Source organism: Enterococcus sp. DIV0755b (assembly GCF_051713765.1).
GTDB lineage: Bacteria > Bacillota > Bacilli > Lactobacillales > Enterococcaceae > Enterococcus_C > Enterococcus_C canintestini.
On the sequence record NZ_JBIOQN010000002.1, the window covers coordinates 10435 to 32595 of the forward strand.

Below are 22161 nucleotides of genomic sequence, written 5' to 3' on the forward strand. Positions count from 1 at the left end.
GGTGATCCTTTGAAAAAGAAATCACTATTACTAACAGTCCTACTTTTTGTAGGCTGTTTTTTTATGTTTACACAATCCACGCCCGTGTTTGCGGCACCTGAACCCGACGAAAATAAAGTCGTTGTAAGGGAACCTACCACAGACGTAGATACCATTTATGAGAATTACAAAGATAATTCATTTGAATTAATGACACAAAATAAACCTAAAGAAAGTGCTTTAGGGGTAAAAGAAGCTATTACCAATGCGTCAGCGACACTGAAAAATTTTACATGGGCTGGTGTTAAAGGGCTTGGTCAATTCAATGCTGAAATGGTTAAGTTTCTTTTTAGTATGGACGTTGTTACTCCAATTAAGCAGCCTATCCAACAATTGACTTCCAGTATCGCAGGAAATATGTTAAGCATTGCTGGAACGATAGGAATTGGCTTTGTAACGCTAATTATGGGAATTAAATTCATTGGTGAACAACGATTTCGTCAAGCACTACGTGTCTTTCTTATGACTATTCTTATCTTTACAGGTCTTTCCGTTTGTAAAGACGCTAACACGTCTGATTCGTTGTTCAACCAAATGTTTGAAGCAGATAAACAAATCGAAGCAGCCTTTGTCAAAGTGAATCCCGTATTAAATGGTGAAAGTGTCCCAGAAAGTAAAGATGGGAACGTGAATGACCGCATGAAAAGCGCAGGTGAATTGATTGCTTCTCGTGTGTTTTACACCAATGTATATGAACCCTATCTACTCATGAATTATGGTACGTCTAATCCTGAAACCATTCGTAAAAAACAAGTTGAATACAAAGATTCAACGTACGACCGTATCAACATTTTACTGGATAATGATGTGACCAATGATGATAATGTTAAACTTCATGAAGACGTCACAAAATATGAAGCAGAAGAATTGAAAAACCGAAACATTATGTATTTCAAAAATTTGGATAACACATTCTACGGTGTGTTTTACATTGTTGTAAATCTGATTCAAACGATTGTTTATTTTGTCCTTTGCTTTGTCCGTCTGGTCATTGCGGTACTACAGATATTTTTATTACCACTTTTACCCATTCTTCTTTTAGTCGGTTTATTCATGACAGGAATCAACGTTTTTGTGAATTATTTCAAAGCCTTTGGCATGACCATTTTCATGAAGGCTATGACGGGCTTCGCCTGTATCTTCTTTGCCACGTTTCTGTCTTTAGGGTTTCAATTAAGTAACGCTGTTGATAATCCATGGCAAAAAATCTTAACGATGTTAATTTACTTGTTGACACCACTAGGTTTGTATACCTTCCGTAAATTCTTAGGGAGTCTGTTTACTGGAAGGGTCTCTTTAGCTGACGGGTTGGCGTTTGCGACCCACCCATTCAGCACCGAAAAGAAAATGCGTGAAGCGGCAAAAGAACAGAAGGCAGCCAACAAAGAACACCGCAAACAAGCCAAAGAAGAACGAAAAGCCGCACTGAGAAAACGCCAAGAAGAAGCGCAAAAACGAGGAAAACAAGAGCTTGGATTGAAACAAAAACCCGTGAAAGAACGAGAAGCGAAGCGTAGTGCCTTACGACGTGAATTAAAACCAAAAGCACAGCACAAAGCCCCAAACAGTGTAGAAAAAGCGCAACAGAACCTACAGAATCTACACGAAAAAGGACGCCAGCAAGAATCGAAGGAACACCAACAGCTTGCTCGTCGACGTCAGCGTAACGCCTACGACAAGGAGAACCTGCAAACAGCAGCGGCACTTGTGGCAGCCAATCAAAACTTGAGGAAAGGAACCCCGTTAGCAGACGGAAAATCCGACCCAAGAGAGAAACAACAAGGGACACAAATCCGTCAAAACAACCGACGGATAGGACAATCACGAAAAGGAAGCGTCGACGGGCAACGTTCAGCGGCACGCCGTCAAGGGCAAAAACAAGCGCTGGCTAAGACAGAAGCTGCACAGACGGGAACCAAACAGCGGCAAGCGACAAACAATCGGTCGGTCGCCCGTAGCCAACACCGAACGATTGGGCAAAAACCTGCCAATACAACGATTACACCTAAAACCAACAGCCAATCAAGAGGACGCTCCTTAAACGGAACGGGGGGCAGTCCATTGCGACATAAAGCACCTGTTCGTCAAAAAATGCAAGCTGTTCAACAAGTCATTGACCAACCATCACCGAAGGTTCAAGCAACAGAAAGTCGTCCGACGACAACCGTTGTGCCACCGATCACACGCATGGCAAAACGAAATGCACCACCTGTAAAAATAAAAAAAGCACCGAAAGGGTCCGCTGTTCGTCGAACCATTAAAGCGAAGACAGCCCCACCTTCTGCAAAAAATCCAATGAAAGGAATGAGACGACCTCGTGCAAGAAAATAATTTTTTTAATGGACTGTTTCAGTCAAAAAATCCTTCAAAAGGAACCAACCAACCCCCACAACGGACAAAATATCAGCAACTTCTCCTTGCCTTTTGTTTTGTAGGTGTGTTGCTTTATCCTTTTTCATTTACGGGCGTTATTCCTTTATTAGTGGTACAACTAATTGATAAGAAAGAGAAAGCAGCACATGTCTATGACATGGACTATGAGAGCTTCCTAAAGCGTGGAAGCTCTCTTTTTTTTAGCCTAGCTTTTCTCTTTTCAATTCTTAACCTACTCAGTTTTACTTTATGGATTCCACGTGGCTACTTTTCCGCCTATCTCTTCTTTCCACTTAACTTGTTACACACCAGCCTACAATTTAGCTGGCAAACAATCGTCGCATTAGTGCTTGGTGGGTGTGGCATGGGCAGTATCTTTGTTTCATTTTCAGCATTTATCGCCAAGCGGAAAGTCGTGTCAAAAGAAGAGGAGCGCAAGCAAATTCTACAATCCAAAGACTACAAGAAACGAAAGAAAGAGAAGTTCAAAGAATCGCAACGATATACAGAAGAACATGAACGTGCGTATGAAACTGCCATTGAAACCATGGACTTTGCGTTGTATGAACAACTAAAAAAACAATTTCTGCTAGGGACAAGTGAGTTTGGGCTGCCTTATATCATGGACTTTGACGAGTTTAATCAACATGCGTTAATCCCAGCCACGACTGGTTCAGGGAAGACCGTTTTGCTTCAATTATTCGTTCAATATGCTGCTAAATTCAATATGCCAGCGATACTGATTGATGGTAAAGGCGCACGAGATACATTGGAAGCCATGCAAGCGATTGCTGGGTACTACGATAAAGAAGTACGAGCGTTTACAGATGATGGAGATATGCGATACAACCCAGTAGAACGTGGGAATGATATATCGATTCGAGATAAGCTGGTTACCTTAGCAGAGACAGAGAGCGTCTTTTATTCAGGCGCCGCAAAATCTCTTCTGCAAGTCACTATTCAATTGTTAGACGAGTTCAAAGATGCTGATGTCCACCTATCAGGTGACGCTGAAACAACCACAGGTATCGAAAGAAGTTTGCCTTTTGTGCAAAAATTCTTGCTTCCTAGAAACGTCCTTCATTTGTTTGCGGACGCTATCTTACCCAATAATCCCAAGTTATTTGAGATTGAGGTAGAGAAAAAAATAGAGCGTCCAAAGAAAAAAACAGCAAAAGAAGTAACACAAATACTTGATGATTCAGACATTCAAACGGAGAATGAGAACCAAGAAGAAGTGAAAAAATCGCAAGTAAAAGATAGTAAATTTAGAAACATTTTCCAGCAAGGAGACACACAACCAGAGACAGAAACGATTGTTCTTAACCGTGAAACATTGGATTTAGATTCGTATTATCTGTTACTCAAAAGGAACCTTAAGTACCTACCAAAAAATGCAGAAACAGGGGAGAATGTCAAGCGAAAATTGTTTGAACGATTGTTTATTCGCTATGAACACAAAGACTCTCCGTTTTATTTGTACGCTACTTCCGAAGCATTACAGAACAATTTAAACATGTTACTTGATAGCAAATTGGGGGAACTGTTTGATACAAAAGGTGCAGAAAACAAACTCGATATTCAAGAAATCGCTCGTCAAAATGAGATTGTGTATGTCTCATTAAATGGATTGATTTACAAAGAATACATTCGTACATTAGCACAAATGTTGGTGGGGGACGTCAATTATTTTGCGTCAGAAATGTATCGAAAAAACCAAAGGAAAGGCATATTGGTACTCTTTGATGAGCCTGCTTCTTACTTAAACGAAGCGTTTATCGACATGGTAAACAAAGGTCGTGGTGCAGGCGTCCACGCCATTTTCTCCCCACAAACAATGGCAGATATTGCAAAATTAGGCGATAAATTGCAAGAACAACTCGTCGGAAATGTAAATACATTGATTATTGGAAAGACGAATGAGACTGGCGAAGCAGAGTATTGGAGTAACACAATGGGTACCTATGAAGACATTGAGGTAACGAGCATGATTGAACAAGAAGAAGGGTATTCTGATGTCGGAAAAGCCGATTGGACAGGCGAACGTGGAACAAAACGAAACGTCGACCGCTTCAAAATTAACCCAAATGCGATTAAAGCGTTGCGTACAGGTGAGTTCATTGTGAGCCGTACTGCCAAGAATGTAGACGAGCCACCACAAACCGTTTATGTGCGAAACGCACTCGATTGGCTGCAAAAGAACAAATCAAATGAAAGAAAGTGATAGGCATAAATCCGTGGTTATAACGTGGTTTTGACGTGGTTTTAACGTGGTTTTAACGTGGTTATACTGTTTTAGTGATGTGTCCTCGGCGCTTGGTATCAAAGGCTTTCTCCGCCTGTAAAATTCCTGACCATTTTCGCTCAACGTGGGTTAAAACCCCCTTATAAGCGAAAATGGTCAGGAATTTTACAACTACGAAAAAAATACCAAGCGCCGAGGACAAACAGAATAGAGAAAAATATATGAGATAGAAGTTAGATAATAATAATTAAGTTCAAGAGATAAATTCAAAAGATGAAGTTCAAAAGATGAACAACTACCCCTTGCGATAGACGCCCCTTCACCAAACCTTGAAGGGACTATCGCTAAGAGCAACAACCTCCTAAATCCTCCACCAAATCTTGGAGGACTTAAGACCCGAAAAAGAATTTCTACACGTTGTTTAAGAAACTCTTTTTCAATGAAACAAATAGGCAACGCCTATTTGTACCTTTTTAGAAACGCGGTGATACTTTGAAACCTTTACTTTACAACTATTACATTGATTACTCAAAGCAAGACAAAACCCGTTTAATCATTCTGTGTTTACTTCATGAGTTAAGAGTGGTCTTAAACCGACAACTATTCGATTTCTTTTCTATTGAAACGATTGCTTCAAAAAGAGGTGTTGAAGATGCCTTACGATTTCTTAGAGATAACGAGTTTATAGAGACGTCGAGGATTGGAAAAAATTCATTTCATTACTTAACTAAAAAAGGACACAATTACATTGGCGGTTACTACACGTTACCCAAAGTTCCTGAATACAATTTGCAGCACCATTTACAAATCAATGATTATCTAATTAAAATGTTGCAGCTTTGCCACCGCCACCCTCATTTAAAAGCTGTGGTTTCAGAACGACGGAAAGTCTATGAAGTCAAAGACCAAAAGAAAAATAAAAAAGGCGTAAAATACTTTGTCCCTGATTTTATTTTCGTTTTTACTGGTGAGGACGGACGGGAAGTGGAGTGGCAATTTGAAATCGAATTGACTTTAAAAACAAGGAATCGTTATCGTGAGGGGGTCTTTCCAAAATATATTAAAAGTTTAACGAATTACGAAGACGCTCGTTTAATTTATGTCACACCTAGTCCAATCATAAAGGAAGAATTAGAACTGTTTAGAGAATATTTCATTTATCAACAAGGCGAAAATTTAGAGGGAGTGTTTGACCGATTGCATGTTTTTTCTGCCGAAGAATTTGAATATGAAATCAAACAATTACTAGAAGAAGATAAATTTATCAATTGGATTGAGAAAAAAGGAAAGAACTAGTCGCTTTGCGACTAGTTCTTTTAAGTGCATTGAATTTCGCTTCTTTGGCTCATGCTTTTACGGACTTGTTCCCACTTACTCGTTTTTATGATGGTGCATTGCCGTATGTAACGGTCTGCTACTGTTTGTTACAGTATCACAGCCAGTCGAAAACACAAGGGTATATAAACGAGCAAGCTCGCCCTTGTGTTTTCTTGGTGTCTATGAAACTTTTACGGCACAGCAACCGACCGAAACATACTGGCGAAAATGAACAATCAAATCTAAAAACGAAAAGGGGGAGAGTGCAACAAGTCCTAGCATGAGCCAAAGAAGCGAACAGCTTCCCTCACTCACGCCAGACAAAAATGGTTGTTGAAAAAACACAAATATTTTTGAAAGAGGGAAAAGAAAATGGTTAATGATAACGAATTTGTAAAAGGATTAAAAAACCAAGCAAACGAACAATTGGCAAAACGACATTTAAAAATTGATGGTTGTTTTGAAGGAGATTTTACCACTTGGATAGGCTGTTATGCCATTCCAGAAGACAAACCAACCGCTCTTGACCCTATGAACGAAGAAGAAGCCAAAGAACAAGATAAACATAGAATAAATGGAATGGTACAAGACTTTAGCGAGTGGTACGAATGGGAAATAAACAACGGTAAACTAGAAAATTTCAACTAGAATGGAAGAGGAGGAACGTTACAATGAATAGTACAAAATTACCTGAAAATTATTTAATCGTAGAATTCAACGAACGAAGCAACGACATGCGGACATATAAAGGCGAAATAGTAACACTTCATTTAATTTCACAACTACAGATACTTGATGAAGCAGTGAAAAATGAACAAGGATACTACAAATTTTATTTTGACGAAATCGTCAATGGCGAAATAATCAATCATTATCGTATAGATATAGGCGATGGATTTTATAAAAACAAGAAAATGTTTGCGTTTTTAGCTGAAAAAGCAGTTGACCTAAAACAGCTCTATTCTTCCAAACCAAACGAAAGCATAAAAAAAGAAACCTTTTGCTAACGACAAAAGATTTCTACACGTTATACGAGTTACTACTGTAAAACTAGTATAACGTACCTTAACTTATTTGACAATAAAAATATTCCGCAAGCCCTAGAGCTTGCGGAATCTAAAGGGGACGTTCTCAAATGAAAGTGAGAAACTATAAAAACTACACAGCTGTTTATCTTGAAGAAATTACAAGCAAAGAATTTAAGGAAAGTATGAAAAACTACACTGAATTAAAGGAATGTGAAAAATATGTTGTTATCAGACCAACAAAAAAAGCGGCAGAAGCATTTGCTCAACTTCATTCCTTGCCATTATCAGAATGTAAAAAAGGCGCTAGCTACCGCATTTTAAACCTGCAATTTACAGTGCTGAACGTTGAACAAGGACTTGTTACCTTTTCCTACTTTAACAGACATGGAAAAAAAGAAACAATCACACCTTTTGTACAGAACACCGCTCCAATAGGTGGCGTGCTGATAGAGACGCTATTTACATTTGAGACAGGTAAATTACTTTATTTTTAGAAAATGATATTAATTTCCACGGGTGGATAACCACCCGTGGGCTAATATAAAAAATAGGAAAGAAGGAAACACAATGATTAATGTACACGCAGTAGGACGCTTAACGAAAGGGGCAGAGTTGCGCACCACAAACAATGGAAAGAGTGTCGCAAATTTCACACTTGCCTGCAAACGTAAAAGACCCGATAAAGATGGCAAGATACCGACAACTTTTGTTCCATGTGTTTTGTGGGGAAAACCTGCCCAAGCCTTTGCCAAATTTACTCAAAAAGGCGCATTGATTGGGGCAAATGGTGAACTACAAATCCGTTCTTATGATGATCAACAAGGAATGACGCATTATGTGACCGAGCTAGTGGTGGAAGACTTTGAATTTTTAGAATCCAAAGAAACGGTACAGAATCGGGAACAAAAGCAACAAGGAATGCCACAATCAAATCCGACCCCACCTGCTAATGAACCAGCCTATATGAACCAAGAACCACCGGTTGAACAACCGCCATTGAATGGCATGTCTGAATATGGCTACAATCAATAAGGGCTGTTTTTTCATGCGCTCCACACTCCCACCGCCACCACCGTTTAGGAGCGCATGAAAAAAGAAAGGCTTCCGCCTTTCTTCTCGCTCAAAATGTGGTATAATGACTATGTAAAGAGGACGTACGATAAATACGCCCTCAAGTAGAACCGTTTAAAGCGGTGGCTTAGTTTAATAGTTTGAAAATAAACCTGTCAACGTCTGCCAAGATTTATGACGGGTTTATTTTTTCTTATTGTTGTTACTGATTTTCAGAATCAATGTTGCGAATGCTAACGCAAACATTAACGCTTCAAAAACAGTCAAAGCTATTCCTTTCTAGGGAAAAAGCAAACAATGAAAAACATAGGCATTCCCCCTTTATGAGAGATTGCCACCGCCATAAACTTTCTACTCTATTATTATACCATAAAAAGCCTTGTATCGTTGCAGATACAAGGCTTTTTTGCTGGTAAAAATCAAAAGAAAAGAGCTGTTTCTTCCTTACTCCAACCGCCACCGCCGTTCGGAAGAAAGCCTTGTTGCACAAGGCAAAGGTCAAAACCATTCCGCTCAAATTCTCCTTTTCTGATGTCAAAACGGTGTCACGCAGCCCTTTGCGTTTTTCGCTTGCCCCTTTTCGTGTGTTCGTGCCATTCACTGCTTGCTACAGTACCACAGCCAGTCGAAAACACAAGGGTAAAATGCACGAGCAAGCTCGCCCTTGTGTTTTCTTGGTGTCTATGGTTCTTTCACTGCACAGCAAACGACACGAACACACTGGCGAAAATGAACAATCGAAAACAAAACGCAAAGGGGGATAGTCTACACCGTTTGACGAAAAGGACAATTTAACCGTCCAGCTTCACTTCCTCAAACGCCTAACAAAAATGGTTGTTCAAAAACCAAAAAAGAAAGGAAAATCAAAAATGACGGTATTAATTAGTAAAGAATTTCAAACAAAATCAGAAATGGTAACAGCGAAAAAGCAGTTAAAAGCGGAGATTCATGGCACATTTGATTTAGAACGGCAAGAGGTTAGAATTCCCAACGGCTTAATTATTTTACAAAGAAAGACTTCTGCCAACCAGTGGTTAAGCTTGACGAACCGAATCAGTGATTTTTCGGCATACATGACAACTAAGGACGCAGATTATCGTCTAAAAACGCCCGATTTAATTTTAAAAGCGACGCAAAACCGAAAAGAGGGACGGTAAAATGTCTTATATGATTGAGAAAATAGTCATTCGGAATTTTTTAGACAACAACGGTATCTATTATAAAGTGCGAAAAAAAAGGAAATTAGCTTCTGACTTTGGTATTTTCAGAGGCTATGAGAATGCTTACAAGAGAATGGAACAACTAAGAAAGAAAGGCGCTGATAAAAAATGACCTACATTCAACAGGTATCAACCTTAGAAGAACTGAAAAAAGCCTATAAAAAGCTAGCCTTGAAATTACACCCCGATTGTGGCGGTAGCAATGAAGAAATGGCGCAACTGAACAATGAATATGATGAATTGTTTAGCAAGCTGAAAAACACCCATAAGAACAAAGACGGCGAAACCTACACCAAAGAAACGACTGAAACGCCCGAACAATTCAAAGACATATTAAACCGCTTATTTGCCCTAAAAATGGACGGTGTAGCAATTGAAATCGTGGGAACGTTTATCTGGCTAACGGGGAATACCAAACCATATAAGGACGGTATAAAAACCCTAGCATTTCGTTATTCACCTAAAAAATACGCATGGTATAAAGCGCCAAGTGACTACAAAAAACGTAGTCGGAAACATTACGATATGAACACCCTTCGTGAAATGTACGGCTCCCAAAAAGTGGACACAAAAAAAGAAGCCCTCACTACAGGACTTCAAAACTGAAAAAAATTAATTTACACGTTGAGTATAGACTAAAAAACAAGAAAATACAAGAAAACCCCTCGTAAGAACAGCTCACCTGCTGTCCTTACGAGAGAAGGGAGTGTATCACATGATTGGAAAAAATATAAAAGCCGTTGCTTCTGAAACCTTATCCAAGCGCTATGACCCTCGATTTGTGATTGTTCAAATGGACACAGGGGAAATTTTAGATGACGCCCAAGGCTATGGCTATAAATCAAAGCCCAATGCGTATAGAGGGTATGCGTATAAAGAGAAACAAGCAGTAAAAAGAAGACGACAACAGGAGGGATTCAAAAATGAAAAATGATTTATTGGCATTGCTTTTTCCGCTTTTTTATTCTACGTTTGGCGCTGGTTTACTCCGTTCCTTCTTTTTTGGGCGCTTGCGTCGATTGGTTAAAAAAGGGATACGTCTACTTTTGTCTGGTGTGATTCTTGTGGTTGGCTGGCTCTTATTTCGCTACTTTTGGTTTTAAAGAAGGAACAGGACAATAACTATAAAAAAAGAAAATAAACGAGCAGTCGCTACATTGACCCCAAAACAGCGAGAAAACCACGTGACAGCTGCCACAAACATTGACCAGCAACAATACGACCAATTAGCTGCTTTAGACTTTCATAGTGGCGAGAATGCCGTTTTAAACGTAAATCATGGGCAGTCTACATTGGATATTTCCCAGTGGCAAGAAAACAAGGTGATTTATGGCGAGTTAGACTCCTTGAACCATACCACAGTTGTTACTGCTTACCTTGATAAACAAAATCTAGGACGTTCCGAAGGGCGAGAACGGCAAGTTTGGCAACCGACAGGCTGGCACCAAAAAAAGATTGATGGAAAAGAAAGTGTCAACCGAGGACATTTGCTTGCCTATACGTCTAGTTTTAACTTTGAACCAGAGGGAAACTTTAAAAAGGTGAATTAGGGAGCCAAGACAACCCGAAAAATCTTGCCACTAAAATCGATCGAACAATGAAAGTGAGTGGGGAATCATGACCAAAGAAGAAAAAATAAGTTTGATTGTACGAAACAGTGACTTCACTTATGAAGAACTAGAAAAACTACCCATGGCTAGTATTGATAGCCTTTATGTGGCGCATGTCTTAGAAAAAAACGGCCAGTTTTTGTAGATATTTGTATATTTATGTGTACAAATTATCGTCAATGTGTCATAATAGTATTATAGAAGGAGGGAATATCATGGCAACTATCAGAATTGATGATGAATTGAAACATGATGCAGATAAAATGTTTGATGAAGTTGGAATGAATACGGCCGTTGCAGTTAAAATATTTCTAACTAAATTTGTTAAGACTGGAAAATTCCCATTTGAGATTGAAACACTGTCTTATCAACCGAATAGTGAAACTTTACAAGCCTTCAAAGAAACGGATAGCTTAGTAGAACGTAATGACTTAGACAACAGCGAAGACTTGAGCAGCTATTTTAACAGAATGAAAAAAGAAGCCTTTGAGGAAGAACATGCTGAATTATAAAACAACGACGAGATTTGATAAAGATGTAAAAAAGTTGATTAAGCAAGGAAAACCCATAAAGAAACTGCAACAGGCTATGGAATTACTTATTCATGAAGAAGAATTAGGAACCGAGTACAATCTTCACCCGTTGGAACCTAAAAATCAAATTCCTAAACGTTGGGATATACACATAGGTGGTAGAAATAGCGATTGGGTCATGATTTTTTATTATTATGACAGAACAATTATTTTTGAAAGAACGGGCAGTCATTCGGATATATTTAGATAGTTTCAAAAACGACGGTTTGTGAGACTTCAAAAAGAAACAATCAATAAAAAAGAGGAATCCTTTAAACTAAGGGTTCCTCTTTTCTCATAACCCGTCTCAATTTCAACGTCTCATATACTCCCGTTTGTGATACAATAAAAAGGACAAACCAAAGAATGGAGTGAGAAACTTGTCGTTCAAAAATAAAACCGTCGTTTTCACAGGTACGCTGCTAACCATGAACAGGAAACAAGCACAAGGGCTAGTCTATTCCTTGCATGGACATTGTCAGTCCACCGTGACCAAACAAACCGATATACTCGTTTGTGGTCACTACACAAAATCATTATTTGAACATTCAACGTATACGAACAAAGAACAAACCGCACGTGAATTGATTGAACAGGGACAAGACCTTCTCATTTTATCCGAAGCAGCGTTCTATGCGGTAGCCATTGAACAGCTGCAACAAATCAAAAACAATTTGGAGTGAACGAAGCAATGAAACGTTTTGGCTATGCACGAGTAAGTACAAAAGGACAAGATTTAACACGGCAATTAGATTTATTGAACGAACAAAATTGTGATGAAATTCTCACGGAAAAACTATCAGGAACGAAAGCAAACAGACCTGAATTGAATCGACTAAAAGATAAGGCACGTGCAGGAGATATGATTATCGTAGAAAGTTTTTCTCGCCTAGGACGTTCGACAAAAGATTTAATTGAACTAATCAACTACTTTCAAGAACAAAACATTTCTGTTCTTTCTCTAAAAGAAAACTTTGATACAACAACGCCACAGGGAACGTTGATGATGACCGTTTTTCAAGCCTTTAGTCAGTTTGAGCGAGACCTTATCGTCCAGCGAACCAATGAGGGGCTAGCGAGTGCTAGAGCAAGAGGACGAAAAGGTGGACGTCCGAAAACCAATCCAGCAGACTTAGAACGTGCCTTGAAACTCTACCATTCAAACGAGTATTCCTTTAAAGAGATTCAAGCAATGACAGGGGTTAGTCGTGCAACTATCTATAGAAATTTAAACACCAACGCTTGAAATGTTAAATGTTAAATGTTAAAATGTTATTAACACATAACAATTAACGCAAGGAGTGACTAACATGGCGAAAATTATTACTACTGGAAATTTAAAAGGCGGTGTAGGTAAAACCACGAATGCTGTATTACTTAGCTACACATTAGCAAGTAAAGGTTATAAAACTTGTTTACTTGATTTTGATATGCAAGCTGACGCTACTGATTTAGTTTTTACAACGATGGAGTTTGTTTATAAGCAAAATATATCGGATAAATTTGAATTCACTTTCTATGGAGCAATTAAAAGTGGGCAACCAAAAAAATCGATTATTCATGTTACAGAAAATTGGGATCTAATTCCTTCTGATACTGATTTGGTGAATTACCAAGATTTTTTAGATGATAATCTTAAATCAAAAAAAGAAAAAGACTTCTTTCTTAAATCAATTTTAGACGATATTAAATCAAACTACGATTACATTATTATAGATGTACCGCCAACAATAAATATTTACACAGATTCTGCAATAGTTGCTAGTGACTATATATTGATCGTTTTGCAAACACAAATGAAATCTTATAGAAAAGCAGTCAGATATGCTAACTATTTATCGCAATTAAGAGACACTTATAAACTAGACGTAAAAGCGCTAGGAATATTACCAGTTTTAATGGAAAATAATTCTGAATATGATGAACAAATTATTAATCAGGCAAAAGAAGAGTTTGGAGCTGAGAATATCTTTGAACACCCTATTAAACAGCTACGAAGAATTAAACGATTTGATTGGACAGGGGTAACTAATAATCTTAATGACGCTCATGATAAGAATGTCCATTTGCTGTATAACAAGGTTACAAATGAATTAATTGATAGAATTGGGGAGGACGAAAACAATGTCAACCAGTAAAGATATATTTAGCAGAAAACCAACTCAGGCTGTTCCAAAAAATAGTAGCGATAATCAATATCTTACAAGTAAGAAAGAAGATGTATCGTCAAAATCTTTTCAAAACAAAATCTTACACCCAAATTCTGAGCTGAAAAACGGTCAAAATGTGAGATTACACAAAGAAACTCATGCCTTAATAAAAGCAATATCAGTGACACAAAATAAAGAGTTTTATTCAATAGTTCAACAGGGGTTAGAGTTATACTTAAAATCATTAGACAAAGCTGAACAAAAAGAAGTTTGGAAAAAATTAGAATCTCTAATTGAATTAAAAATAGTTAAGTTGTAAATGTTAATAACATATAACATTTAACATTTTAGCAAATAGCTAGAATAATTGCTCCGAAAAAGCTTAGTAACACATAACACAATGTTATGTGTTATGTGTTATGCGTTACTAAAAATGCTTATTTAAAGCAATTTACAACAGTTAATTTATCTTGTATCCTATATGTACAAATAAAAAAATCCCACACGTGAGTGTGAAGTTTTGCAGTTTGGCGACTATAAACTTCACACCTGCAACAGGCGGGAAAGGGAAAAATATTATATTGGGTGTTGCTTTGCAATTATTATAGCATACATGATATGGCTCACTCAACAATATAATTTCAACCTCTTTCCTGACATTAGATTGGGATAAGAAAAGAGGCTTTTTATATGTCAGAATTTCAATTTATAAAATCTAAAAGTGTATATGGGGAATTATATTTCCAATTTCCAAAAGTATTAATGTACGGAAGCAAATACAAAAAGATTTCTAATGACGCCAAAATAGCATACATGATTTTAAAGGATAGATTGGAGTATTCGTTACGAAATAATTGGGTAGACGAAGATGACAACGTTTATTTTATCTACACTAATTCTGAACTGGAAGAGCTACTAAACTGCTCTAAACCTAAAATAGTAAAAATAAAAAAAGAACTGGAAGACATAGGTTTATTGTTTCAAAAAAGAATGGGATTTAACAATAAAACCAAAAAAAATGAGCCAAACCGCCTATATCTTGCAGAACTAGAAGTTAATGCTACAGATGTTTATTTAAGAGGCAGCACCGAGAAAAACGACCCTCAAACCCTTGGTACAAGCGGAAGTAAAAATTCTTTACTTCCGAAAAACGACCCTCAAACCCTTGGTACAAGCGGAAGTAAAGAATTTTTACTTCCGAAAAACGACCCTCAAACCCTTGGTACAAGCGGAAGTAAAAATTCTTTACTATATCTATATAAAGAATATATAGATACATATAAAGATACAGTAAAAGATACGAAAAAAGAAGATTTACAAAATCGAGAATTATTGCAGTCTTTTTCAGAAACACAAGACCAATCATTTTTAGATAAACGTTGTTTAGATTTGATTGCATTATTCAGCCAGACTATTCAGGAAGCGCATAAAACAGTTGGCATTATTATTCGAGCAAAAAATAAACAAGAAAAAAAATATAACCGCACCTTAGTTGCAGAAGATTGGCAAGAGGAAATAGAGACCACTTTACGCAAGGTGTATCTTAAAATTAAGACCGACCACAAGATTAAGAATCATGACAATTACATGTTTGGGGCTTTTTGTACCACCTTTGAAAATTGCATACTACAAATGCAAGCATGGGAAAAAACAAATGACAGCAACAGATCACCTATTCTTTTGCACAACTGGTTAGAACCAAACGAAAATAATTAGCGAGGAGACGAAACAAATGACAGCAAATAATACAATCGAAGGCATTCATTTATTTCCTGTAGACGGAGAATTATTATATAAACCAAAAGCTAAAAAATATTACTGGCACATTCCTAAAGCGCTTCAAGGCAAAAACATTCAAATGAATTCAGTGGTTCGTGGAAACAAAAAACAAATAGTTTTAGTCACTAAAGTTTTTCAAGAAGATTTTCGTGAAACTGGTAAAAAATATGCAAGTATCTCGAAAATTCAAGAATTTAAAGAACAGCCAGCAATTCGAGAAGCAACAGCAGAAGAACTAAAAAAATTGAATAATACTCGTAAAAAAGCGTAAAGGGGTTAATCCTTACGCTTTTTTTTAGAATCGAATGGAGGCAACTCGTCTAAAATGCCAAAAAATTCACTGGGTTTCATGTCTAATCCATAAAATATTTTTAAATAAAGATTGACACTAGGAGCTTTAACTTTCCCATTCTCAATATGGCTTAAATGACTGTCAGAAATTCCGCAAATTTGTGATAATTGAAGCACTGAAAGTTTTCTTTCTACTCGAGCTAGTTTGATTTTCATTCCAAGTTTTACCAAAATATCTGACAAATTATCTTCAGGGATATTTCTGTCTTCAACAAATGTATTTCTCAAACATAAACACCTCCTATAGGTTGCTTATGTTCAATTATCGTTTTTCTTTAGATAAATCTCATTGTGATAACAAATGTATTTGTTGCGTTATAGAAAGAATAATGCTAAAATGCAGACAAATACTTGAAATAAATTTTAGAATTTGCTAGTATAAAACCATAAGCAAACACCTGTTCGCTTTTTGAGTGGGTGTAAATATAAAAAATTTGTTTGTCTTGTCAAGGATAAACAAAAAAGGAAGCCATGTAACAATGTTTCTCGGCATATAAAGAGTTCCCGCTCTTTATAGCGTCGTCGAAACATTGCCGCAAAACTCCATGTAGATAGCCCTACACGGTTTGCACTGGCTCCCTGTGTTGTAGTTTGCACCACAACGGTACATTTTAGCATGTTTTACTCAAACTGAAAAGAAATTTATATCGTAATTAACATATATTTTCTTAGTGAGAGAACGTTGAGGTCTAAACTATGGCATTTGGGGAGACACACCAAGCAAACGGTGTGTCTCCCTTTTTTGTTTGTTTTTGAATAAAATTTGACAGGGGGGTGTAGTGTTGGATAAGGGAGTAAAAATCACAATGGAAGAAGTGAAAGAATTTGGGACACAAGCGCATTTATTCGGACTGAACGGCAAAGGAAAACCTAAAATCAAGATTTTAGGGAATGATGTTTTATTTTGTACGAGTTGGTATCGAGACGGGCGGAAATACACGAAGGAACATTCTAAAACGTCCGTAGAAGCCATTTTCGGGCGCATAGAGCGACTTTATGACAAAAATGGAATAATTATAGCCCAACGCCTTAACAAGCACTCAGAATTGCTAACAACAGGCAAAGGTGAGTGTAGCCGAAAACAACCAGCAAGCGCTCAAGAAATTTACAGCCATATTTCCTTGCATATGCCGTAATGAAAGGACGAAAAACATTCTTATTTGCTAATTTTCATTAGCAAAGCCAAACTAAAAAACCGAAAGGTGATTGTCAGTAAGGTGGAACGAGTAGTCCAAAGGTTTACCGTTGGCGTACGGCGGACGAAAAGTAAAAAATCCAGTTGGTGATAAAGCCAAATGAGACAACCACAAGAAAGCCATTGCTAAGTAGAATAATTGGATAGTCAGTAGAAGTCAGCTACTGCCCTGTTTATCAGCGTGCCTACTAAGGGATAGGGGTTAGAACATGGACGCCGTCGTTTAGAGACGGCTGAGCCAGTGAATCGGCACATTACATGGAGAGACGCCATGACCTCATATGGACGTACCGGACGTTGAGTACAATTACCACATGAAATATGAGAGAGCGTATTCTGCTCAGAATACAAGACGGAAGAGCTTGTGTTCGTTTCCTGTGAGTTTGGGGTTACGATTGCTAGAAACCCTGCGAAACAAAAACTGACGCACCAAAATTAGTAAATAAGAGTGTTTTTCGTGCGCAAAAAAAATCTTTTATAGCACCTTGAAAACTGAATAACCAAAGAAAGTAGGCGGTAGTATGAAGCGAAAATGTCGGTCACCTGATGTTACTGGTAAGCGTAAAGTTTTTCGTTGGCACGAACCAATGAGACGGTGTCGCCCACCTTAAGACCCTTGATAGGCGGTTCAACGTCTTTTAACGTGAACGTCAATTCTTTTTTATTATCAAGAGAAAGGGACGATTGAACCTGTATACCTTGTTTATTTTCCAATGTTGCTTGATTCTTGTCTTCATAAAACACAGTAATGATTTGGCAGCTGCCTAAGTCCTCATAAGCTGCGCCGAGTTGTTTTTTTAGGTCAGCACGTGTCGGCAAAGTCGTGTCTGTTTTTGACTCTTCTTTTGATTCTACTGAAACAGAAGGACTGCTGCTTGGCTTACTTTCTTTGGTTATCGTTGGTTTTCCTTGAAGGGAGAAGGCGATTGCAACTAAAAGAAATACAACAACACTTCCTAAAATACCGCCTATCACTTTTTTTCTAGTTGTCATGAGATGTCTCCTTTTCATTTATCTTATCTAAATATAACAAAAAAAAGATTTTTTGAAAATAGTTGCAAAACAGTTGCGATACAACTATTTATGTGCTAAACTATGTTTGTAAGATGAAAGAAGGGAGCATTTATGCAAAGAAAAAAAATGCGGACAATAACCGTCAATCCCGAAGCAATAGATGATTTGAAGGAAATTGTCGAGTTATGGAAGCAAAAAAAGACATATGTTGGAAAATTGACACAAGGGCTTGTTACTGAGGAATTGTTCAAAGAAGAATTAAAAAGACTAAAAACTGAAAGTGAGGAAGGAAAAGATGAAAAGTAGCATTGTAAAAGGGTTAATTGTATCAAGCATTGCATTAGGTGGGGTTGTAATTGCTGGCCATGAAGCAAATGCAGCAGAATGGAAAGCCAACACGCCTGACCAAATTCAAATTGTCAACGGACAAAAAGAATACACGATGAAACTTGGAGATACGTTATGGGCGATTGGACAAAAAATTAATGTAAACCATGTTAAATTAGCTGAAATCAATGGGATTAACTTAAGTGCTGGGGAACAGTACCGCTTACCAGTTGGACGTGTCATTAGCTTTGAAGGTAATGTGGCAACCGTTAAAGAAAGTAATGGTCAAGTAGTCAGTCAATCAGTTATTCAAGATAAGGATAAAGTAGACGCTTCTAAACCAGCAGGAGAACCTGTCAACGGAGACCAAGCGCAAACGCCACAAAATAGTGGACAAACAACGACACCAGCACAACCACAAACTGGCAACCAAGATGGGACACAAGCAACAACACCTTCTGAAAATGGAGGTACAGGTCAAACTGAAACATCTGTGACACCAACAGAACCAACAACGCCAGTAGAACCTACTGAACCAAGCAAACCAACGGAACCTGAAAAACCAGTAGAACCAACTAACCCGTCAGAACCTGAAAAACCAGTGACACCAGGTAAAGATATGACGCCAGTTAATGTTGGAAACAGTGAAAAGATTTTTGATAGTGAAGCAGAAGCTATTGCTTATGGGGATAAAGAAATTAAAGATGAAAATAGTAAATGGTACTTATGGGGATATAGTACAACTGATTTATTAAACAAAGACAATGAAACAATTGGAAAATGGACGGTAGATTTCTATAACCCAGATAAAAATTAATGTGAGTTTAAAATAAGAAATAGTTAAAAAAGAAGACATTTGCTTCATGTCTTCTTTTTTTTGTGCCACAAAATAAAGAGAAAAGGAGATTTAGACATGAATAGTAAAAAAAGATTGTATTCATTTCTAAAGGGAATGATGCTTGTGTTGTTTGCGAATATGTTCCTATTTGGTGGGAATGCATTAGTAAACGCTGCTGAAACAACTGATTCAGCACAACAAACGACCCAAGTAAGCAATGAACAAGTAGTTATTCAGCAGGAACCAGCTATTAGCGAAAAACCAGCTGAACAAGCAACTACAGAGCCAACACAAGAAATTCCTGTTACTGGAAATGAAAAACAAAATATCGATGCGACGATCGGTGAAGAACAAAATGCTGCTGATAGCCCGATAATTTCAAGTGAGCCGGCAGTAGATGACAAGGAAGCTGAGCAACTAGCTGAACCAGTTGTAGGCAGTAAAGAAACTGAAAAACCCGCTGAGCCGGCAGTAGAAAGTAAGGAAGTTGAGCAACCTACTAAGCCGGTTGTAGGCAGTAAAGAAGCTGAGCAACCTGCTGAACCGACAGTAGAAAGTAAGGAAGTTGTAAAACCAGCAAAAGCGACTACAGATAAAAAAGAAGTCGTTAAGTCAAGAGCAAAAAGACAAGCCTTGCCACAACAAAAATTAGATGTAAAGTGGATTGATAAAGGGATTAACTGGATTGTCTACTCCGCAAAAGACCGTGAAAACTTCACAATGGATAGATGGGCAAAGTTCTATGTTAATGGAGAAGTTGCTTTCTGTATTGAGCCGAATAAAGAAGCTGCGATTGGTGCAATTCACACTGGTAGTGAATTATCTAGTTATATGAAAGATGTGAATCTTAGAAATAAAATTACCATGATTTCACATTTTGGTTTTATTAAAAACAAAGACCAATCCGACGAACAATACATTGCCACACAAATGATGATTTGGGAATTGCTTGGTGCGAAGTACCATACTATTTACAATGGTTTAGATTATGAATCAAGAAAAGCCAACATTCAAAAATTAATTAGTGAAGCAGAGAAAAGAACTTCTTTTCACAATCAAACTAAGGTCATTAAAATTGGTGATAAATTAGTTTTAACGGACACTAATAATACATTGAAAAATATGGAAAATATCCGTGTACCTAAAGGGGTAAAAGCCACTATTGATGGAAATAAACTTATTATTGTAGTTGACAAAACAGCACCTGATAACGCAACAGTAAGCTTAGACCGTATCAAAATTTTAGGAACACCATTAGTTTTTCAATCAGGGAATGCACAAAAAATAGGAGTATTACGCCCTACAGACCCCTTAAATAGTATTTTAAAACTACAAGTAATCAAAAACGGGAATGTCAAAATCGTTAAAGAAGATACTGAAACAAGAAATAAAGCCCAAGGAAAAGCGACTTTAGAAGGCGCTAAATATGGTTTGTACAAAGAAGATGGAACAAAAGTTGCCGAAGTCACCTTAAAAAATGTGAATGGCAAAGTCCAAGCAGAAGTAAAAGACTTAGACCCAATCAAATACTACTTCCAAGAAATCCAAGCGCCTAAAGGGTACACGTTATCAACGGACAAACTTTTTGTATCTGTACCAGCTGGGGAAACAGCCGTAATTACTGCAAAAGACCGAGTAATTAAAGGAAATATCAATGGTTACAAAGTCGGAAACAAAGAATTAGTTACTACGACCAACAGCGATATTAAACCAAAATTGGCTGGTGTTGAGTTACAAGCAAAGTCAAAAACCACCGGTAAAACCTTTAAAGTCACTACAGATAGTAACGGTTACTTTGAGTTTAAAGATTTAGCCTATGATACTTACACTATTTCCGAAACAAAAGGAATTGAAGGCTACAAATTAATTCAACCGTTTACTGTCACAATTGAAAAAGACGGTCAAACAATCAACTATGTTTTAGAGGATAAAATTATTGAACAAAAACTAAAAGTAGTTAAAGTAGATAAAGAAACAGGTGAAACGATTGCGCTTGCTGGTACTCAGTTCAAAATTTGGGATAAACTAGCAAACAATGGTCAAGGTGGCTATGTATCAATGGCATTGCCAAACGATACAGAATTATCGGATATTTTCACAACTAATGAAAAGGGATATTTCGTAACAACAGACACACTGAAATACGGAAAAGACCGTTACGAGTTACGAGAAATCAAAGCACCTGAAAAATATGTGCTAAACAATACTCCGTATGTCTTTTCAGTAACAAACGACACAGATACTATCCAACTAATCAATTTTGCAAATCGCTTAGCGAAAGCTAATGTAGAAGTGTTTAAATATGACACCACAACCAATTTTGACCAAAAAACAGCGATTGAAAACGTTGAATTTGACTTGTTCAAAAAAGACGATAAAGGATTAACGTTTATCGGTACTTACAAGTCAAATAAAGACGGTAAACTTAATGTTCCTGATTTACTTGTTGGAGACTATTACTTTAAAGAAGTGAAACCACTTAATGGTTACTTGCCTTTAGGTAAAGACGTTCCGTTCAGTATTACTGTATCAGAGGACGGAAAAACAATTTTCTTGGAAGCTGAAAACAAACGGATTCCACCTGAAATCGGTACAACAGCTATGGGGAAATATACAAACCAACAAAAAGTGAACCCATTGAAAAAAGTAACGATTACTGACGCTGTAAAATACAGCAACCTGATTGTAGGCAAAACGTACACCGTCAATGGCGTGTTAATGGATAAAGAAGCGTCTATTCAAGCAGGAAAAGACGTGCCTTTGTTGGTTAATGGAAAAGAAGTTACCGCAACTAAAGTGTTTGTTGCGGAAAACCCTGACGGAACGATTTCTTTAGATTTTGTCTTTGACGCAAGCGCATTAGCTAGAAAAGAGACAGTCGTATTTGAAAATGTTTATCGTGACGGACGTTTAGTCGCTTCTCACACTGACATTCACGACAAAGGGCAAACTATTCGTGTTGTTAATCCTACGATTCATACAAAAGCAACAGGTCAAAACGGCGAAAAACAATTACAAGCTCTACCAAATCA

General features: G+C 37.4%; 27 protein-coding genes and 1 pseudogene. 26 read left to right on the plus strand and 2 right to left on the minus strand.

The window, feature by feature from the left end:
• Positions 1–9: 9 nt before the first annotated feature.
• From IGI65_RS13725 to IGI65_RS13830, 22 genes and pseudogenes are all read left to right on the plus strand, one after another.
• Positions 10–2370 (plus strand): CD3337/EF1877 family mobilome membrane protein, encoded by a 2361-nt coding sequence (locus tag IGI65_RS13725; protein ID WP_438774446.1) that lies wholly within the window; start codon positions 10–12, stop codon positions 2368–2370.
• A complete protein-coding gene (locus tag IGI65_RS13730; protein WP_438774447.1) occupies positions 2357–4636 on the plus strand; it encodes a type IV secretory system conjugative DNA transfer family protein in 2280 nt (759 codons plus the stop codon). Before IGI65_RS13725 ends, IGI65_RS13730 begins: the two co-directional genes overlap by 14 nt.
• Before the next feature lie 513 nt (positions 4637–5149).
• Positions 5150–5953 carry an ArsR family transcriptional regulator gene (locus IGI65_RS13735; RefSeq protein ID WP_438774448.1) on the plus strand — a complete coding sequence of 268 codons (804 nt, stop codon included), beginning with the start codon at positions 5150–5152 and terminating at the stop codon, positions 5951–5953.
• 393 nt (positions 5954–6346) lie between these two features.
• Positions 6347–6622 (plus strand): hypothetical protein, encoded by a 276-nt coding sequence (locus IGI65_RS13740; RefSeq protein WP_438774449.1) that lies wholly within the window; start codon positions 6347–6349, stop codon positions 6620–6622.
• A gap of 23 nt (positions 6623–6645) precedes the next feature.
• A complete protein-coding gene (locus IGI65_RS13745) occupies positions 6646–6981 on the plus strand; it encodes a hypothetical protein (protein WP_438774450.1) in 336 nt (111 codons plus the stop codon).
• 128 nt (positions 6982–7109) lie between these two features.
• Positions 7110–7496 (plus strand): hypothetical protein, encoded by a 387-nt coding sequence (locus IGI65_RS13750; RefSeq protein WP_412256991.1) that lies wholly within the window; start codon positions 7110–7112, stop codon positions 7494–7496.
• A gap of 73 nt (positions 7497–7569) precedes the next feature.
• On the plus strand, positions 7570–8034 hold the full coding sequence (locus IGI65_RS13755) for a single-stranded DNA-binding protein (protein WP_067396441.1): 465 nt from the start codon (positions 7570–7572) through the stop codon (positions 8032–8034).
• Positions 8035–8942: 908 nt separating this feature from the next.
• Positions 8943–9230, plus strand: a complete 288-nt coding sequence (locus IGI65_RS13760; protein ID WP_071859012.1) for a hypothetical protein — start codon at positions 8943–8945, stop codon at positions 9228–9230.
• Position 9231: 1 nt separating this feature from the next.
• The gene (locus IGI65_RS13765) at positions 9232–9405 is read left to right on the plus strand and encodes a hypothetical protein (RefSeq protein WP_157490302.1); all 174 of its coding nucleotides are present in this window, start codon (positions 9232–9234) and stop codon (positions 9403–9405) included.
• A complete protein-coding gene (locus IGI65_RS13770) occupies positions 9402–9899 on the plus strand; it encodes a DnaJ domain-containing protein (RefSeq protein ID WP_071865799.1) in 498 nt (165 codons plus the stop codon). Before IGI65_RS13765 ends, IGI65_RS13770 begins: the two co-directional genes overlap by 4 nt.
• Before the next feature lie 109 nt (positions 9900–10008).
• Positions 10009–10227: a hypothetical protein gene (locus IGI65_RS13775; RefSeq protein ID WP_033646597.1), complete on the plus strand. Its 219-nt coding sequence runs from the start codon at positions 10009–10011 to the stop codon at positions 10225–10227.
• Complete coding sequence (locus IGI65_RS13780) at positions 10217–10396, plus strand: hypothetical protein (RefSeq protein WP_010746372.1); 180 nt, start codon at positions 10217–10219, stop codon at positions 10394–10396. The genes IGI65_RS13775 and IGI65_RS13780 overlap by 11 nt, the downstream gene beginning before the upstream one ends.
• Before the next feature lie 99 nt (positions 10397–10495).
• Positions 10496–10878 (plus strand): annotated as a pseudogene (locus tag IGI65_RS13785) (DNA/RNA non-specific endonuclease); the annotation flags it as partial.
• Positions 10879–10910: 32 nt separating this feature from the next.
• Positions 10911–11048: a hypothetical protein gene (locus tag IGI65_RS13790; RefSeq protein ID WP_438774451.1), complete on the plus strand. Its 138-nt coding sequence runs from the start codon at positions 10911–10913 to the stop codon at positions 11046–11048.
• 70 nt (positions 11049–11118) lie between these two features.
• Positions 11119–11415 (plus strand): type II toxin-antitoxin system RelB/DinJ family antitoxin, encoded by a 297-nt coding sequence (locus IGI65_RS13795; protein WP_438774452.1) that lies wholly within the window; start codon positions 11119–11121, stop codon positions 11413–11415.
• Positions 11402–11686: a type II toxin-antitoxin system YafQ family toxin gene (locus IGI65_RS13800; RefSeq protein WP_438774453.1), complete on the plus strand. Its 285-nt coding sequence runs from the start codon at positions 11402–11404 to the stop codon at positions 11684–11686. Before IGI65_RS13795 ends, IGI65_RS13800 begins: the two co-directional genes overlap by 14 nt.
• A 160-nt stretch (positions 11687–11846) precedes the next feature.
• A complete protein-coding gene (locus tag IGI65_RS13805; RefSeq protein ID WP_071859003.1) occupies positions 11847–12158 on the plus strand; it encodes a BRCT domain-containing protein in 312 nt (103 codons plus the stop codon).
• A gap of 8 nt (positions 12159–12166) precedes the next feature.
• Positions 12167–12721, plus strand: a complete 555-nt coding sequence (locus IGI65_RS13810) for a recombinase family protein (RefSeq protein ID WP_067396317.1) — start codon at positions 12167–12169, stop codon at positions 12719–12721.
• Positions 12722–12785: 64 nt separating this feature from the next.
• Positions 12786–13613, plus strand: a complete 828-nt coding sequence (locus IGI65_RS13815) for a ParA family protein (RefSeq protein ID WP_067396314.1) — start codon at positions 12786–12788, stop codon at positions 13611–13613.
• Positions 13600–13944, plus strand: coding sequence for a hypothetical protein (locus IGI65_RS13820; protein WP_067396311.1), 345 nt, complete (start codon positions 13600–13602; stop codon positions 13942–13944). The genes IGI65_RS13815 and IGI65_RS13820 overlap by 14 nt, the downstream gene beginning before the upstream one ends.
• A gap of 371 nt (positions 13945–14315) precedes the next feature.
• Complete coding sequence (locus IGI65_RS13825) at positions 14316–15341, plus strand: replication initiator protein A (protein ID WP_438774454.1); 1026 nt, start codon at positions 14316–14318, stop codon at positions 15339–15341.
• Positions 15342–15357: 16 nt separating this feature from the next.
• The gene (locus IGI65_RS13830; protein WP_425134070.1) at positions 15358–15675 is read left to right on the plus strand and encodes a DUF5839 family protein; all 318 of its coding nucleotides are present in this window, start codon (positions 15358–15360) and stop codon (positions 15673–15675) included.
• 5 nt (positions 15676–15680) lie between these two features.
• On the opposite strand, the gene IGI65_RS13835 is transcribed toward IGI65_RS13830, so the two are convergent.
• Positions 15681–15983, minus strand: a complete 303-nt coding sequence (locus tag IGI65_RS13835; protein WP_425134069.1) for a helix-turn-helix domain-containing protein — start codon at positions 15981–15983, stop codon at positions 15681–15683.
• Positions 15984–16537: 554 nt separating this feature from the next.
• Here IGI65_RS13835 and IGI65_RS13840 point away from each other — a divergent pair.
• A complete protein-coding gene (locus tag IGI65_RS13840) occupies positions 16538–16891 on the plus strand; it encodes a hypothetical protein (protein WP_425134068.1) in 354 nt (117 codons plus the stop codon).
• A gap of 608 nt (positions 16892–17499) precedes the next feature.
• Here the strand turns inward: IGI65_RS13840 and IGI65_RS13845 are convergent.
• Positions 17500–17943, minus strand: coding sequence for a hypothetical protein (locus tag IGI65_RS13845; RefSeq protein ID WP_438774455.1), 444 nt, complete (start codon positions 17941–17943; stop codon positions 17500–17502).
• 132 nt (positions 17944–18075) lie between these two features.
• Here IGI65_RS13845 and IGI65_RS13850 point away from each other — a divergent pair, with 132 nt between their 5' ends.
• From IGI65_RS13850 to IGI65_RS13860, 3 genes are all read left to right on the plus strand, one after another.
• Complete coding sequence (locus tag IGI65_RS13850; protein WP_425134066.1) at positions 18076–18270, plus strand: hypothetical protein; 195 nt, start codon at positions 18076–18078, stop codon at positions 18268–18270.
• Positions 18260–19108, plus strand: a complete 849-nt coding sequence (locus IGI65_RS13855; RefSeq protein WP_010746401.1) for a LysM peptidoglycan-binding domain-containing protein — start codon at positions 18260–18262, stop codon at positions 19106–19108. Before IGI65_RS13850 ends, IGI65_RS13855 begins: the two co-directional genes overlap by 11 nt.
• A gap of 96 nt (positions 19109–19204) precedes the next feature.
• The coding region (locus tag IGI65_RS13860) for a SpaA isopeptide-forming pilin-related protein (RefSeq protein ID WP_438774456.1) at positions 19205–22161 on the plus strand (2957 nt) is incomplete at its 3' end.